General features: G+C 71.0%; 10 protein-coding genes. 4 read left to right on the top strand and 6 right to left on the bottom strand.

Translation table 11 applies throughout. The features are described from left to right. The first annotated feature begins 9 nt into the window (after positions 1-9). Positions 10-900, top strand: a complete 891-nt coding sequence (gene rarD, locus OM076_RS12490) for an EamA family transporter RarD (RefSeq protein WP_372518032.1) — start codon at positions 10-12, stop codon at positions 898-900. Then, complete coding sequence (locus OM076_RS12485; protein ID WP_270040270.1) at positions 897-1,427, top strand: cupin domain-containing protein; 531 nt, start codon at positions 897-899, stop codon at positions 1,425-1,427. The genes rarD and OM076_RS12485 overlap by 4 nt, the downstream gene beginning before the upstream one ends. Here the strand turns inward: OM076_RS12485 and OM076_RS12480 are convergent. Continuing rightward, positions 1,424-3,097 carry an FG-GAP repeat domain-containing protein gene (locus tag OM076_RS12480; RefSeq protein WP_270040269.1) on the bottom strand — a complete coding sequence of 558 codons (1,674 nt, stop codon included), beginning with the start codon at positions 3,095-3,097 and terminating at the stop codon, positions 1,424-1,426. The two genes, OM076_RS12485 and OM076_RS12480, sit on opposite strands and share 4 nt — an antisense overlap. A 178-nt stretch (positions 3,098-3,275) precedes the next feature. On the opposite strand from OM076_RS12480, the gene OM076_RS12475 reads away from it, so the two are divergent. After that, the gene (locus OM076_RS12475) at positions 3,276-3,815 is read left to right on the top strand and encodes a hypothetical protein (RefSeq protein WP_270040268.1); all 540 of its coding nucleotides are present in this window, start codon (positions 3,276-3,278) and stop codon (positions 3,813-3,815) included. 45 nt (positions 3,816-3,860) lie between these two features. Here the strand turns inward: OM076_RS12475 and OM076_RS12470 are convergent, their stop codons facing one another. Continuing rightward, entirely contained in the window at positions 3,861-4,445 is a 585-nt protein-coding gene (locus tag OM076_RS12470; protein ID WP_270040267.1) for a hypothetical protein, read from the bottom strand. Positions 4,446-4,492: 47 nt separating this feature from the next. On the opposite strand from OM076_RS12470, the gene OM076_RS12465 reads away from it, so the two are divergent. Further along, positions 4,493-4,885 (top strand): RNA-binding S4 domain-containing protein, encoded by a 393-nt coding sequence (locus OM076_RS12465; protein WP_270040266.1) that lies wholly within the window; start codon positions 4,493-4,495, stop codon positions 4,883-4,885. 3 nt (positions 4,886-4,888) lie between these two features. Here the strand turns inward: OM076_RS12465 and OM076_RS12460 are convergent, their stop codons facing one another. From OM076_RS12460 to OM076_RS12445, 4 genes are read right to left on the bottom strand one after another with little or no spacing between them, the layout of a single operon-like run. After that, entirely contained in the window at positions 4,889-6,508 is a 1,620-nt protein-coding gene (locus OM076_RS12460; protein ID WP_270040264.1) for an alpha-amylase family protein, read from the bottom strand. Continuing rightward, positions 6,505-7,452 carry a TIGR03885 family FMN-dependent LLM class oxidoreductase gene (locus tag OM076_RS12455; RefSeq protein ID WP_270040263.1) on the bottom strand — a complete coding sequence of 316 codons (948 nt, stop codon included), beginning with the start codon at positions 7,450-7,452 and terminating at the stop codon, positions 6,505-6,507. The genes OM076_RS12460 and OM076_RS12455 overlap by 4 nt, the downstream gene beginning before the upstream one ends. A 9-nt stretch (positions 7,453-7,461) precedes the next feature. Continuing rightward, positions 7,462-8,310 carry a leucine-rich repeat domain-containing protein gene (locus OM076_RS12450; protein ID WP_270040262.1) on the bottom strand — a complete coding sequence of 283 codons (849 nt, stop codon included), beginning with the start codon at positions 8,308-8,310 and terminating at the stop codon, positions 7,462-7,464. Further along, the gene (locus OM076_RS12445; protein WP_270040261.1) at positions 8,307-14,852 is read right to left on the bottom strand and encodes an NHL domain-containing protein; all 6,546 of its coding nucleotides are present in this window, start codon (positions 14,850-14,852) and stop codon (positions 8,307-8,309) included. The genes OM076_RS12450 and OM076_RS12445 overlap by 4 nt, the downstream gene beginning before the upstream one ends. Positions 14,853-14,876: the final 24 nt, after the last annotated feature.

The raw sequence follows: 14,876 nt of genomic DNA, 5'->3' as shown, positions 1-14,876 counted from the left end.
GCTAGCGTCATTCGGGTGCTCCGCTCTGGTTTCGCCGCGGGCCTCGCGGCGTACCTGCTGTGGGGCCTGTTCCCGCTCTACTGGCCGCTGCTGGAACCCGCCGGCGCGGTCGAGATCCTCGCCCACCGGATCCTCTGGTCGATGGTCGTCGTCGCGATCCTGCTGGTGGCGACGCAAGGCTTCAAGTGGGTGCGTGACCTCGGGCGCCGCCGCACGCTGCTGCTCGGCGTGGCCGCGGCGCTGATCACCGTCAACTGGGGCGGCTACATCTACGGCGTCAACAGCGGGCACGTGGTCGAGACCTCGCTCGGCTACTTCATCAACCCGCTCGTGACGGTCGCGCTCGCCGTCAGCGTGGTCGGGGAGACGCTGCGCAAGCCGCAGTGGGTCGCGATGGGCATCGCCGCGGCCGCCGTGGTCGTGCTCACCGTGGCCTACGGCCGGCCGCCGTGGATCGCGCTCACGCTCGCATTCTCGTTCGGCTTCTACGGGCTCGTGAAGAAGCAGGTCGGCGTGGGCGGGACGCAGAGCCTCGCGATCGAGACCACGTTCCTGTTCCTGCCCGCGCTGGCGTGCGTGATCTACCTGCAGGCGAGCGGGAAGGGCACGCTGACCACCGAGGGCGCCGGCCACGTCGCGCTGCTCGCGGGCGGCGGGATCGTCACCGCGATCCCGCTGATCCTGTTCGGCGCGGCGGCGGTGCGGATCCCGCTGACGACGATCGGCCTGCTGCAGTACCTGGCGCCGATCCTGCAGTTCGCGATCGGCGTCGGGATCCGCGGCGAGGCCATGCCCGCCTCGCGCTGGGCGGGGTTCACGCTCGTCTGGATCGCCGTCGCGCTCTTCACCTGGGACAGCCTCCGCATCCGCCGGCTCGCGGCCGTTACCGTCCCGGCATGAGAGAAGAAGCACCGCTCGTGCCGAGCGAGTTCGGCCTCGTCGCCGCCACCGACGGGTGGTTCACCGTCAACGTCCGCGACGCGGCCTGGATGACCAGCGAGGCGTTCGGGGACGCCTGCATCTTCGAGGGCGGTCCCGTGGATTTCGGCCAGATCGGCTACACGCTCGCCGTGCTGCAGCCCGGGCAGCCGAACGGGATGTATCACCGCGAGCTCGACCAGGAGGACTTCCTCGTGCTCTCCGGCGAGTGCCTGGCGATCATCGAAGGCCAGGAACGAGCGCTGAAGGCCTGGGACTTCGTCCATTGCCCGCCCGGCACCGAGCACATCTTCGTCGGCGCCGGCGACGGGCCGTGCGTCATCTTCATGGCCGGCGCCCGCGCGCACCGCGGCGAGCAGGTCTACACGCGCGACGAGACCGCGATCAGGCACGGGGCCGGCGTCGAGACCGAGACCCCGCGTTCCAAGGAGGCCTACGCCCCCTACCCGAAGTGGCGCAACGGGCCGCCGGAGCGCATGCCGATCTAGCGCTTCTTGCGCGCCGTGTAGTGCTTGCCCTTCCGCACGATCACGGTCTTGTGCGTGACAGAGTTGAGCACCTTGACGGAGCCGACCGCGACCGTCGTCACGGTGGTGGTGCAGGTGTCGGTGACGAGCCACTTGGTGCCGCGGACGGTCGCGGCGGAGTACTGGCCCTTGGTGCGGAACTTGCCCTTGCCGTCGCCCCACAGCTTGCGCGTCTTCGGCTTCTTGGCGGCCGCGCTCGCCGACGACTTCTTCGCCTTCGGGCAGCCCGTCAGCTTCTCGCTCAGCGTGACAGTGGTGAGCCCGCCGGTCTGGCTGATCTTGAAGATCCCGTCGTAGAAGTCGGCCTGCTCGTTCGTGGACGTCGTGATGCCGACGCGGCCCTTGCGCGCGTCGATCTCCGACCCGTTGGCGATCACGCCGTCCTTGAGCGGGACGAACTTGCCCTTGACCTTGATCAGGACCTTGCCCGACTCGGTCTCCGCCGCGACGCTCTTGTTGCGGACCGGCTGCGGTGACGGCGTGGGAGCGGGCGTGGGCGCTGGGGTCGGCGCGGCGGGCGGGGACGGCGAGAGCAGCGCGGTCACGGTGTTCGTCGTGAGCGAGGAGACCGCGGCGTCGGGAACGCCGTCGCCGTTGAAGTCGCCCGCGGCGACCCCGCTGGGCGCGCCGACGATCGCCGTCGGCGTGTCTCGCGTGAGCGTCGCGCCGGTGTTGTAGAGCGTGTCGAGGACGCCCGACCCGGAGGCGATCGCGAGGTCGGGCCGCCCGTTGCCGTCGAAGTCGCCCGCGGCGATCTGATTGGGCTGCGGCGCGACCGCGATCGGCGAGCCGTAGCCCTCGTCGAAGCCTGTGTTCCCGGCGTTGCGCAGGAGCACCGTGACCGTGCCTGAGGCGTTGTTCGTCACCGCGAGGTCGGGCCGGCCGTTGCCGTCGAGGTCGGCGGCGATGATGCCGTTCGGCGCGCTGCCGACGCTGATCGCCGCCGCGCCCTCCTGCACGAACGTGCCGTCGCCGACCCCGCGCAGGACCATGACGTTGTTGGAGCCGACGTTGGCGACCGCGAGATCCAGTTTGCCGTCGCCGTCGAAGTCGGCCACGGCGATCTGGCGCGGATTCGTCCCCGTGAAGTTGTTCCCCGTCGTCGTGAACCCGTTGTTGGACGTGTTGCGCAGCAGCGTCGTGATGTTGGCCGAGCCCCAGTTGGCGACGGCGAGGTCGCCGCGCCCGTCGCCGTTGAAGTCGCCGATGCCGACGGCGCTCAGCTGCCCGCCGAGCGCCGGCGAGGTCTCGCGCGTGAAGCCGCCGCCCGCATTGCGGATCAGGATCCCGAGGCCCTCGTTCTGGAGGAAGCCGGCGTTGACGAAGTCCGGCAGCCTGTCGCCATTGACGTCGCCGACCGCGCCGTTGCTGGTGGCGGCCGGGAACGGGGAGCCCGCTTCCTCGGCGAACCCGCCGCCCGCCTGGCGGAGGAACACCGACAGGGACGCGGCGTCGCCGTTGCCCGTCGCCATGTCGACGCGCCCGTCGCCGTTGAAGTCGGCGGCGTACACCGTGTAGGGGGCGCTACCGGTCGTGTAGGGCGACCCTTCAGGCGTGAACGCCGCCCACGCCGTCGTCGCTCCTACCAGCAGTGCCGCGGCTCCGAGCGCGGCGGGGATCCGTCCCTTCACACGGTCGATGATCTCCTATCAGCGGCGTTCGACGCAACCGGCAACTGAACGTCGGTCGCGGTTCGGACGCGCCAAGCGGTCCGGCACCGGGGGTTCACCAGAGCTGACGCCTGCGGCCAGCAGGCCAATCGCGCGAGCCTTGATCTCACGTGCAGGTTCCGGTGCGATCATCGCCTGCATGAGCGACGAAGACAACCCGAAGTCCTTCGAGGAGACGCTGCGCGCGATCGCCGACGAGGTCACCCGCGGCCTCGAGCGCGTCCAGCGTGGCGAGGGCGAGGATCTCGCCCGCGAGTACGGGATCGACGCTGACCGGGCCAAGCGCTTCATGGACACCGCGGGCGATTGGCTGCGCTCGCAGGCCGACGCGTTCAACGTCGGCCAGTCCGAGTCCGCGCCGGCGCCCGGGCAGGGCCGCAGCGACTCGCGCCCCGCCGACACGCCCTGGACGACGTTCCCCTCCGGTGCCGGCCCCGACCCGCTCGACGTCCCGTCCGACGACCAGGGCCGCGCGCTCGCCGCGCTGGACTCAGGCCGCTGGGAGGTCGAGCCCGGCACGAGCGCGCTCTCCTCACGCGGCGACGGCCCCGGGCCGAGCGACGCGCTGGGCCTGGTTCGCGAGCTGCGCGTGCGCGACTGGATCGACGCCGACGGCGAGGTGACCCAGACCGGCCACGCCGCCCTGCAGCGCTGGCTGGACGCGGCCGTTCGCGATTAGCGCGAAGGGCGGTCCGCCGCCCCCAGGTGCGGCGGACCGGGCTTGTCAGCGGCCGGGCTTGCCGCGCGGCTTGTCCTGGTTGCGGCCGGGAGCGTCATCGCGCTTGCCGCGCTGCTTGGCGTCGCCCTTGGGCTTGGGCTTGTCGGCCTTCGGCTTCGGCTTGTCGGCCTTCGGCTTCGGCTTGCCGTGCCACCAGTTGGTGCGTAGCTGCGCACAGAGCGCGACGTCGCCACCTGCGTAGACCACCACGCGGTACTTGGCGCCTCGCTTCGCGCTGAAGGTGCGCGAGCGCGCCGTCGAGTTGCCGACGCCCTTGCGGTTGGTGCGCAGCGGCTTGTACTTGAAGCCGGCGACGTCGGTCCCGCCGGGCGCGCCCGCCTTGCACGTGCCCTCCTGCAATCTGTACGTGTACGTCGCCTTAGCGCGCAGCTGGCGGACATGCACGCTGAGCTTGTCGTTGCGCTTGTTGTCGACCAGTTGGACGTTGCCGAAGCGCCCGGTGACATAGTCGCCGTCGGCGCCGACGAGCGCCAACGTGCCCTTGTAGACCTTGGCTCGTGAATGCCCTTCCGCGGTGCTCGGAACGAGCGCCACGGCGGGCACGACGAGGAGCGCCAGCAATCTCTTCATGGATGCACAACGCCGCAGCGTCGTCAGGGTTAGGAACAATGTCGGAAATGGATCAACAACCCGTCCGGATCGACAAGTGGCTGTGGGCCGCGCGGCTCGTCAAGACGCGCGCCCTGGCCGTCGACGCCATCCGTGGCGGGCGCGTGAAGGTCAACGGCTTCCCGGCCAAGCCGAGCAAGGACGTCCGCCCGGGTGACCGGCTCGAGTTCAGCGCGGGGGTGATTCGCCTGGAGGCGACGATCCGCGCCACCGCCGAGCGCCGGCTTCCGGCCTCCGACGCGCAGCTGCTCTACGTCGAGACCGAGAAGAGCCGCGAGGAGCGCGAGCAGCGCGTGGCCGAGATGCGGATGACGCGACCGCAGGGCGTGGACCGCAACGCCAGGCCGACGAAGCGCGAACGCCGCCAGCTCGACCGCCTCAAGGGCCGCGACGACCGGTAGCGGTTACGGCGGCAGGCGGCGGCCGTCGCGGCGCACGCGGAACCACAGCGCTGCGTAGGGCTCGAGCTCGAGGGTGGCGGGGAGCGGGTGCTCGGCGTGCCCGAAGAGGTCCACGAGCGCGGCTCCGTCCTCGATCTCCAGGCGCGCGGTCACGGGCCGGCCGGACAGCTCGTGGACGGCGACGATCGTCTCGCCCTCCCAATCGCAGCGGTGCGCGAGGACCGAACCGGCGCCGGTGTCGAGCACCTCCAGCTCCCCGAAGCCGAGCTCCGGGCACTCGCGGCGACGCCGGATCAGGCGCTCGAACCAGTTCAGCAGCGAGTGCGGGTCGCGGCGCTGGGTGGCGACGTTGATCCGTGACGGACCGTACTCGCCCTCGGTCAGCGGCCGGCATGGCGCGTCGGAGACCGTGAAGCCGCCGTCGGGCGACCACTGCATCGGCGCACGCACGGCGTAGCGGCCGTCGATCGCGAGGTTCTCCGCCATCCCGATCTCCTCGCCGTAGAAGAGCACCGGGGTGCCGGGCAGGGAGAAGACCAGCGAGTAGACCATGCGGATCGCCCGCTCGTCGCCGTCGAGCATGCTCGGGAGCCGGCGACGCAGACCGCGGCCGTAGAGCTGCAGGTCCTCGTCGGGGCCGAAGCGGGCGAAGACCTCGGCGCGCTCGCTCTCGCTGAGCTTGTCCAGCGTCAGCTCGTCGTGATTGCGCGCGAAGCGCCCGAGCGAGGCGGAGGCGGGGATCGCCGGGAAGCCGGTCAGCGCCTTGGCCAGCGGCTCGGCCGACCCGCGCGCCAGCGAGAGGTATAGCGCCTGGTTGCCGAGGAAGTCGAGCACCATGTGCAGCTCGTCGCCGCCCTCGTCGCCGAGGAACTTGCGCACTTCGGGCGCTGCCAGGTTGACCTCGCCGAGCAGGATCGCCTCGCCGTTGCGGCGGTTCACGAACGCGCGCAGGTCGCGCAGGACCTGATGCGGGTCGTCGAGCGACCCCTCGATCAGGAACGGCACCGCGTCGACGCGGAAGCCGGAAAGTCCCTGCTGGAGCCAGAACGCCATCACCTGGGCGAGCTCGTCGCGCACCTCCGGGTTGCTCAGGTTCAGGTCCGGCTGGTGGGAGTAGAACTTGTGCAGGTAGTACTGCTGGGCCTTGCGGTCGTACGCCCAGTTCGAGTTCTCCTGGTCGGGGAAGACGACGTCGCCAGGCTTCTCGGGCGGCCGCTCGTCGCGCCAGACGTAGAAGTCGCGGTAGGGCGAGTCGGGGCTGGAGCGCGCCGCCTGGAACCACGGATGCTGGTCCGAGGTGTGGTTCATGACGAAGTCGGCGATCACCCGGATCCCGCGGTCGCGGCAGGTGCGGATCAGCTCCGTGAAGTCGCCGAGCGTGCCGAGCCGCGGTTCGACGGTGAAGAAGTCGGAGATGTCATATCCGTCGTCGCGGTTGGGCGACGGGTAGAACGGCATCAGCCACAGGCAGCTGATGCCGAGGCCGGCGAGATAGTCGACGCGCTCGGTCAACCCGACGAGGTCGCCGCTCCCGTCGCCGTCCCAGTCCAGGAAGGTCTCGATGTCGAGGCAGTAGAAGACCCCGTTCTTCCACCACAGGTCGCTCGTGGCCTTGATGCTCATGACAGCTCCGGGAGGACGTGCTCGCCGAAGGTGTCGATGAACGCGTCCAGCTCCTGCCCGACGTGGTGGAGCGCGATGTCATCGAAGCCGAGCGAGGCGAGCTCCTGCAGCCACGCCACATGTCGTTGCGGGTCCGCGCTGACGAGCACCTTCGAGGCCACGTCCTCGGGCCGGACGAACGCCGACGCGGCGTCGAACGCCTCCGGGGTGTCCAGGTCCCAGCACACGGGCGGGTCGAGCACGTTCGTCCGCCACTGGTCGTACGCGATCTTGCGCGCCTCCTCGTCGGTCCTCGCCCACGAGAGATGCACCTGCAGGACCTTGCGGCCGTCGTCGCCGAACGCGTCGAGCATCCGCCGCAGGTGCTCGACCGGGGCGTTGACCGTCGCGAGCCCGTCCGCCCACGTCGACCCCCACGCCGCGGTCTCCTCGCTCACCGCCGCGCACAGCAGCTGCGGCGGCGTCTCCGGGAGCGTCCACAGCCGCGCGCGATCGACGATGACGTGCCCGGCATGTGACACCTCGTCGCCGGCGAACAGGGCTCGCATGATGTCCACGCACTCGCGCAGCCGCGCCGTGCGCACCGTCTTCGACGGCCAGCGCTCGCCGGTGATGTGCTCGTTGGAGGCCTCGCCCGTCCCGAGGGCGATCCATAGGCGCCCGGGGAACATCTCGCACAGGCTCGCCGCGGCCTGGGCGATGATCGCCGGGTGATAGCGCTGTCCCGGCGCGTTGACGATCCCGAACGGCAGCGCGGTCCTCGCGAGCGCCGCGCCCAGGAACGACCAGGCGAACCCGGACTCGCCCTGGCGGACGCTCCAGGGAGCGAAGTGATCGGACGACATCCCGCCCTGGAAACCGGCCTGCTCGGCCCTGGCGATCGACTGCAGGAGACGGCTAGGCGCGATCTGCTCGTGCGAGCAGTGAAGGGCGATGCGGGGCACGGCCTTCGTCTACCCGCCATGTCGTCCGCGTAGCGCCTCCTCGATCTCGGGGACCCGTGGGCGGTACTCGCGGCGGTCGCGCAGGCCGATCGAGCGCAGGCGCGGTAGCTCGAGCAGGACCGAGAGGTCGCCGTCGAGCACTTTGGTCGACTCCCACGCGAAGAACTCTTCGAGCTGATCGAGGCCGCGCAGCGGCGCGAGCGAGGCGATGTCACCGCAGTTGGCGACCTTCAGGCGGGTGAGGCGGGACGGGAGCGCCGGAAGCGCTTCGAGCTTCTTGGCGCCTTCGATGGCCAGCACGGTCAAGCCTGCCGGCAGCCCGTCGAGGGCCTCCAGCGCGCCCTGCATGTACAGGCCGAGGAACTCGACGTTGGCCCCGACGCCCGCCGTCGAGGTCACCTTGCGCCCTTGGGAGAGCTCGAGCCGCCGCAGCGCGGGCAGCGCGCCGAAGCGGGTGAGATCCGGGTCGGGTGGCCCGAACACGAACAGCGACTCCAATGACGTGCAGGCGAACACGGACTCGAAGCCCGCGTTGAAGTACATCCGCAGCGTGCGCAGATGCGGGAAGGCCGTGAAGTCGAGCTCCATCCGCGGCTTGGAGACGGTGTTGAGCGTCAGCGTCTCCAGACCGCGAAGCTGTGACACCGGGCCGAGGTCGCGCACCTCGCCGGCGTTGAGGACGAGCCCGCGCAGCGCGGGCAGCCGGGCGAGGAACGACAGGTCCCCGCCGCGGACCATGATCGAGAGCGCGGCGAGGTCGTGCGCCTCGATCACGTTCGCGTATTCGTCGCGCCACCCGCCCTCGAGGACGGCGAGGGCGGGGAGACCGTCGATCTCCGAGATCGTCGGCTGCGTCAATAGAGGTCCATCAGATGCTGGCGTTTTGGCCCGATCGGATTCACCTTATTGGCGATCCCCGGGTCCGACGCGCCGACACCGTTGGTCAGCTCGTTGATCCGTCGCTGCTCGGCGACCTCGCGCGCGGTCTTGCCGCCCGTCACCTCGGTCCGGGCGGCCGCGTCGGCCGCCTCCTGGGTGATCTTGCCGTCGCTCACGTGCCGCGCGAGCCGCTGGTCGATGTTGCCGGACTGCCCGACATAGGGGAGACCTTCCTTGGTCACGACCTCGTAGATGCCCTCGGTCGCCTCGCGGCCGGCGCGGACCGCGGCGCCGCCGCCGGTGACGAACGGGATCAGCGCGCCCGCGACGTCGGCGCCGAGCGCGACGACGTCCCACGGGTCGACGCCACACCCGTTCATCAGCGACTTGCCGATCCGGTACAGGTCGTACCCGATGAACCCGATGTCGAGGATCGTGTCCAGGATCTGGCCGCTCGGGTCGGTCAGGTTGACCGGGTCCGCGAGCGCGTAGCCGTAGAGGTTCGTCCCGCCGCCGCCGAAGCGCAGCGGGTCCGGCGCCATGAAGCGCCCGGTCCGCGGGTCGTAGTCGCGGGCGCCGAAGCGCACGAGCCCCGTGTCGGAGTCGTACAGGCCACCGGCGAACCCGAACGGCTGGAAGCCCGGGTTGCTGTCGTGGGTGACATTGCCGAACGCGTCGTAGTCGAGCTCCTGCACGACCGCGCCGGTGGCGATGTTGACCACGGCGCGCGGGCTGCCGACCTGATCGGTGACGATCCGGTAGGTCGTCGAGCCCTGGACCATCAGGTCCGGGACGTTTGAGTGCGTCGCGTAGATGAAGCGGCTCTTGACCGCGTTGCCCGCGTCGAGCTCGGCGACCGGCCCGAGCCCGCGGCCGTAGAGGAACCGGCGCTTGAGCGTGCTGCCGTTGCCGCTCTCGGCGACGCGCCGTCCGGCGGAGTCGATCGCGTAGTCGATCGTGTTGCCGCCCGGCAGCTTGACGTGGGTCAGCGCGCCGAGCGAGTCGTAGTCGTAGGTGGTCCCGTCCGGCTTGGCGTGCAGCTCGCCCGCGGCGGTGTAGTCGTAGGCGGCGCCGTTGACGGTCGCGATCCGGTCCCGGCCGTCGTACGTGACCGGCTGCCCGTCTGAGGTCTTGTTGCGGTTGCCATTGTCGTCGTAGTCGTAGGACTGGACGGTCGCGCCGTCGCGCTTGATCGTCGCCAGCCGGTCGCCCGCGTCGTAGCCGTACTCGTACGTCGTCGTGGTCGCGCCGCGCTTCTCGGTCTTGCCGGTGATGCGGCCGCCGGCGTCGCGCGTGTAGGTCTCGCCGTATACGCCGGCGTCGAAGGACCCGGTCTCCCCGAACGCCGTCGGCGTCAGCGTCGTCACGCTCGTCCCGGCGTTCAAGGCGGTGATCAGGCCGTTGTCCGGGTTGTGCGTGATCGTGAGCGACCCGGCCGCGGTCAGCTGCCCGTCGGCGTCGAATGCGTAGTCGGCACGGTTGGCGCCGTTGACCGATTCCGTCTTGAGGCGGAACTCGTCGTCGTAGGTGTCGTCGATGACACCCGCGACGCTCCCGGAGATCGTCGTCTTGACCGGCAGCGCGCCGTCGTAGAGGTACTGGAGCTTCTCGTTGCCCGACGTGTTCGCGGTCGTCAGCCGGCCGGTGGTGGGCGCGTAGCTGAACGTCGTCGTCTTGCCCGCGCCGTGCGTGATCTGCTCCAGGCGCGCCGCGTCGTCGTAGGTGAAGCCGATCGCGGTGTCACCCGGGCGCTCGATCTTCGTGACGAGCGCGTCCTTGTCCGCCGTGTACGTGGTCGGGGCGGGCGCGCCGACCTGCGGCGGCGTGTAGCTCCTCATGACGCCGCGCTCGGAGTACGCGAAGCTGTGCGCGCCGCGGCCGGGCGGGGTGGTGGTCAGCAGGTTGCCGTTGGCGTCATAGGAGTAGGCGATCGTCTTGCCACTCGGCAGCGTCTGGGTGAGCGGGCGGTCGGCGTCGTCGTAGGCGAACGTCGTGTCGCGCCCGAGCGCGTCGGTGATCGTCTGCACGCGCCCGCGCGCGTCGTAGGCGTAGGCCTCGGTGCGCGCGCCCTGCGCCGACGTCGTCAGGCGGCCGTCGACGTACGTGTAGACCGACGGCGTGATGCCCACCGCGTCCACGCGAATCGGCCGACCCTGCCCGTCGACCTCGGTGACGAGCTTGCGCCCGCCGGGGGAGACGTCGGTCCAGCGCGAGGTCGTGGCATCGAAGCTCGTCGTCTGGACGCGGTCGTTGACGGTCGTGGTCTCCGTGAGCGAGCGCAGCGAGAGCGGCGCGCCCGGCGTGGCGAGGTCCACCGAGCGGGTGCGTGACATCACGGTCCGCAGCCCGGCGGGCGTCGTCAGCGTCATCCGCGCGGTGAGCGGCGCCTCCATGCCGAAGCGCGGGTCCGGACCCGCCTCCTCGGTCACGACCGTCCCGTCCGGGCGGGTGACCGTGACGACGCCGTCGGTGCCGATCAGCGTGTTGGTCGCCGCGCCCTCGCCATCCGTGACCGAGCGCTTGATCTCGCCGTTCTTGAGCTTCTCGACCCGATAGACGGTCTTGCGGCCTTCGCCGGTGGTGCGCGTGACGGTCACGACGTCGCTCGCGGAGGTCCGCGTGAGCGTCTGCGAGGAGTTGTCCGGCGCGGTGTCACGGATCAGGCGCCCGGCGCCGTCGTAACCGAAGCTGTGGACCTGGTTGCGCGGGTCGGTGAGCTTGGTCAGCAGGCCGCCGGCGTCGTACTCGGCCTTGATCTCGTCGCCGGCCGGGTTCTTGATCGAGCTCAGGTAGCCGCCTGAGACGGCGAGCGTCGTGACCTGGCCGTAGGGCGCGACGATCGTCTTCGGCATCCCATTGGCATCGCGGGTGATCGTCGTCTTGTGCCCGTCGCCGTCGGTGACGCTGATCAGGCGCCCGGCGCCGTCGTAGCCGAACGTCAGCACCGTCGCCTTGGTCAGCGCGTCGACCGTGCGCAGGTGGCGGCCGTTGGGGTCGAAGACGTACAGCGAGCGGCCGTCGTCGGAGGCGATCGTGGACTCGCCGAGCCGCAGGGCGGGCAGCGCGGGGGCGACGGAGCGCACGCGGCCGGCGGTCTCGTCGCTGAAGTAGATCGTGTCGTCGGAGCCGAGGACGATCGCCGACGGGAACTGCAGCCGCGCCTGGCCCGCGGGCCCGCCGTCGCCGCGGGTGCCCTGGTCGCCGTTGCCGGCGATCGTGGTCATCGTCCCGTCGGACTGCACCTTGCGCAGCCGCGCGTGGCCGGAATCGGCGATCAGCAGGCCGCCGTCGCGCGTCGGCGCGATCGCCGACGGCGTGTCGAGGTGCGCGGCGGTCGCGAGGGCACCGTCGCCGCCGAACGTCGTCTGCCCGTCACCCGCGACCGTGCGGATCGTGCCGTCGGGGTCGATCCGGCGCACGCGGTGGTTGCCGCTGTCGGCGACGAAGACGCTGCCGTCGCCGTTGACGACGATGTCACGCGGGTTGCGCAGCTTGGCCTTGGCGGCCAGACCGCCGTCGCCCTCGAAGCCCGGGACGCCGGTGCCGGCGAGCGTGGTGATGACACCGTCGGGGCCGATCCGCCGGATCGCGTTATTGGCGCGGTCGATGGCCAGCACGGCGCCGCCGGCATCGACGGCGACGTCGGTCGGCTCGTCCAGCCGCGCTTGCCGGGCGGGGCCGCCGTCGCCCTCGTAGCCGCCGTCGCCGGTGCCGGCGACCGTGTCGATCTTCCCGCCGGAGATCCTCCGGATCCGGTTGTTGCCCTGATCGGCGACGTAAATCGCCCCGTCCGGTCCGAGCGCGACGTCCGCCGGGTGGTCGAGTTGCGCGTCGGTGGCCGGGCCGCCGTCCCCACTGAAGCCGGCGCTGCCCAGCTTGCCGGCGACGATCGTCGAGGTGCCGTCCGGCTCCACGCGCCGGATCACCTGCGCCGCGCCGTCGGCGATCAGCATCGCCCCGGCGGCCGTGCGGGTCATGCCCTCGGGGCTCGACAGGCCGGTCTTCGTGGTCTGGATGACGTCGAAGTTCTGGCCCTCGGCGCTGCGCTTGCTGCCGTCGCCCAGATAGAGCGTGTGCCCGATCGGGTCGTAGGTGTGGTGGACGTCGAGGCTCCAGCCCGCGAGCGCGCTCGGCGGGGCCTGCAGGCCGTCGCCGACCACACCGCTCCACTGCTGCGCGACCGAGATCTCGGTGCGCGTGGAGTTCGTCGAGAGGATCGCCCCGCCGACCTGGCTGAACGAGGACTGGAACGTGTCCGGCGTCCGGTAGACGGCCGGATAGACGTAGTCGAGCGTGATGTCGACCTTCTGGCGCCCCTGCACGCGCCGCCCGTAGGCGTCGCGGCCGTCGAAGACGAACGTGTAGCTCAGGTTCGGCGCGGGCGTGAACGACTGCTTGAAGGTGCGCCCGAGCACTTCGATCATCAGGTCGACGCGCTTGACCGACGGCGGCAGCGTCGCGCTCGTGAGCGGGATGTTCAGCGTGTCCCCGGTGCGCCGCCCGGGCACCCGGTCGGACTGGTAGGCGAGCGTGTAGGGCGTGCCGCTGACGGGCGAGCGCTCGCCGAGCACCTGGTTCTCGCAGAGGATGATCGAACCGTGCGAGTTGCACGGGTCGTCGCCGGGCGGGTCGCCGCCGTCCGGGCCGCCCTGGCCGGGGCCGCCCGCGCCGTCCGGGAGACCGTAGGGCCAGTTGTAGTCCCAGGGCGTGAAGTGGCTGATCGCCGCGCGCCAGAGCGACTTGCCGGGGTCATAGAGCTCCGCGAGCTTGGCCAGCTCGGCGTCGTCGATGCCGAGCGCGGTGAGCTTGACGCCGGTGTCGGCGACGCCGTCGCCCGTCACATCGAGCACCGCGCGGCCGCCCGACTCGCTGAGGATCTTGATCACGATCCCGTTCTTCGCGGCGATCCACTGCGCCTGCTCGCGGTCGTAGTAGCCCATCGGGACCGCGGTGCCGGCGGGGAACTCGAGCAGGTTGTCGACGTAGGTGACGACGGGCTTGTCGAACTGGACGTCGGTGGCTTGGTCCTTGTTGGCCTCGTCGACTGAGTACTCGACGGCGTAGGTGTAGGCCGAGGTGGGCGGGAGCTCGCCGGGCATCGCCTCGGGGCCGGAGTCGCCGATCGTGAACTCCGTCGCGCGGATGTTCAGCTTGTCGCCGAGGTCCTTCGTGGTGCCGTCCGGGAGCGTGGCGGTGGCGTTCGTACCCGGGTCGAGCAGCAGCGTGGCCTTGCGGGTGCCGTCGCCGTCGGTGATCTCCGATCCCTGCGCGACCTGGATCTCGTTCTTGGTCAGGTCGACGCCGGTGACCTTGTCCTCGTACGGGACCATCACGATCTCGTCGACGAGGTCGTAGTCCTGGGTCGGGACGTCGAGCTGGCGCTGGCTCGGGATGTACCCGGCGCGAGCGAAGGCGAGCGTGACGGCGCCGCCGCCGTTGACGGCGATGTCGAAGCCGCCGTCGGTGCGGGTCGCGGTGCGGCCGAGCTCGGGATGGTCGAGGACGGTGACCTCGACGCCCTCCACCGGGCTGCCGTTGCGGCGCACCACGCGGCCTCTCAGGACGGCGGCCTGGAGCGGCTTGACGGCGTCGGCGGCGACGCCCTTCTGGATCGGGTCGGCGCCGGTGTAGAGGAACTGCGTGGCGTCGGAGACGAGCGTGACCTCGGCGTCCTCGACGGCGGTGGCCTTGCTCTCAGGTGCGGCCGCGGCGGGCGGCGACGGGCCGGGCGCGGGCGCCTCGAACTCGATCCGCCACGCCTTGTGGGCGGCGCTCGTCTGGATCCCGAGCGTGGCGATGACGTCGACCGTGTGGGCGCCGGCGAGGACGCCGGCGAAGCTCTGATGCGCGCTGCAGGCCTGGTAGGGGTTGGCGTCGATCCGGCAGCGGAAGGTCGCTCCGGGGGTCGAGACGAAGTCGAACGTCACGGTGGTCGAGCCGAACACGGCGGGTGAGGCGATCGCGACGGTGATCGGCGTGTCCGGACCGTCCATCGGCGGGTCGGTCGGCGCCGGCGTCGGCTGCGCAGGCAGCGGCACCGGAGCGCTCGGCTGCGGCGGCGCCGCGGGCGCCGGGGCGGCGGTCACGGAGAGAGCGGTCGCGACCCGGCAGTTGTTCTTCTCGGAGCTCTCCTTGACCTGGTTCGCGCCGTCGGCGCAGACGAGCAGCGAGTACCGCCTGGCGGCGAGCGTCGTGGGGACGGTCGCGGTCAGCTTGCCGGTCGCGGTCTTCTTGGCCTTGAGCGCCTTCTGGGCGGCGGTGCCGAGCCTCGAGTCCTTCGCGTCGAGCTTGGCGTCGGCCGAGAGGACGAGCGTCGTCGTCGACTTGCCGGCCGCGCTCTTGCCGCCGTTCTTGATCGTCCAGGTGAGGTTCAGCTTCCCGCCGGCAGCGGCCTGCGACGCGCTCGACGCGGCCTTGCTGACGCTGAGGTCAGGCTTCGCCTTGGCCGCCTGGGCGGACGCGGGAGCGAGCGCCAGCAGGGCCGCCACGACCATGGCGCGCAGCGCGCGTCGACCCGACATCCCTGTCCTCACCCTCCGGTAGCT

The organism is Solirubrobacter ginsenosidimutans (assembly GCF_027587205.1).
Note: the sequence above shows the minus strand (reverse complement) of the source record. Positions and strands in the feature narration are given on the sequence as shown.

What these genes read in the sequence shown, in the direction of transcription:
- OM076_RS12470 (WP_270040267.1), bottom strand. Translation starts at nt 4,445, where the DNA reads ATGAAGAGATTGCTGGCGCTCCTCGTCGTGCCCGCCGTGGCGCTCGTT.
- OM076_RS12485 (WP_270040270.1), top strand. Translation starts at nt 897, where the DNA reads ATGAGAGAAGAAGCACCGCTCGTGCCGAGCGAGTTCGGCCTCGTCGCC.
- OM076_RS12465 (WP_270040266.1), top strand. Translation starts at nt 4,493, where the DNA reads ATGGATCAACAACCCGTCCGGATCGACAAGTGGCTGTGGGCCGCGCGG.
- OM076_RS12475 (WP_270040268.1), top strand. Translation starts at nt 3,276, where the DNA reads ATGAGCGACGAAGACAACCCGAAGTCCTTCGAGGAGACGCTGCGCGCG.
- OM076_RS12445 (WP_270040261.1), bottom strand. Translation starts at nt 14,852, where the DNA reads ATGTCGGGTCGACGCGCGCTGCGCGCCATGGTCGTGGCGGCCCTGCTG.
- OM076_RS12460 (WP_270040264.1), bottom strand. Translation starts at nt 6,508, where the DNA reads ATGAGCATCAAGGCCACGAGCGACCTGTGGTGGAAGAACGGGGTCTTC.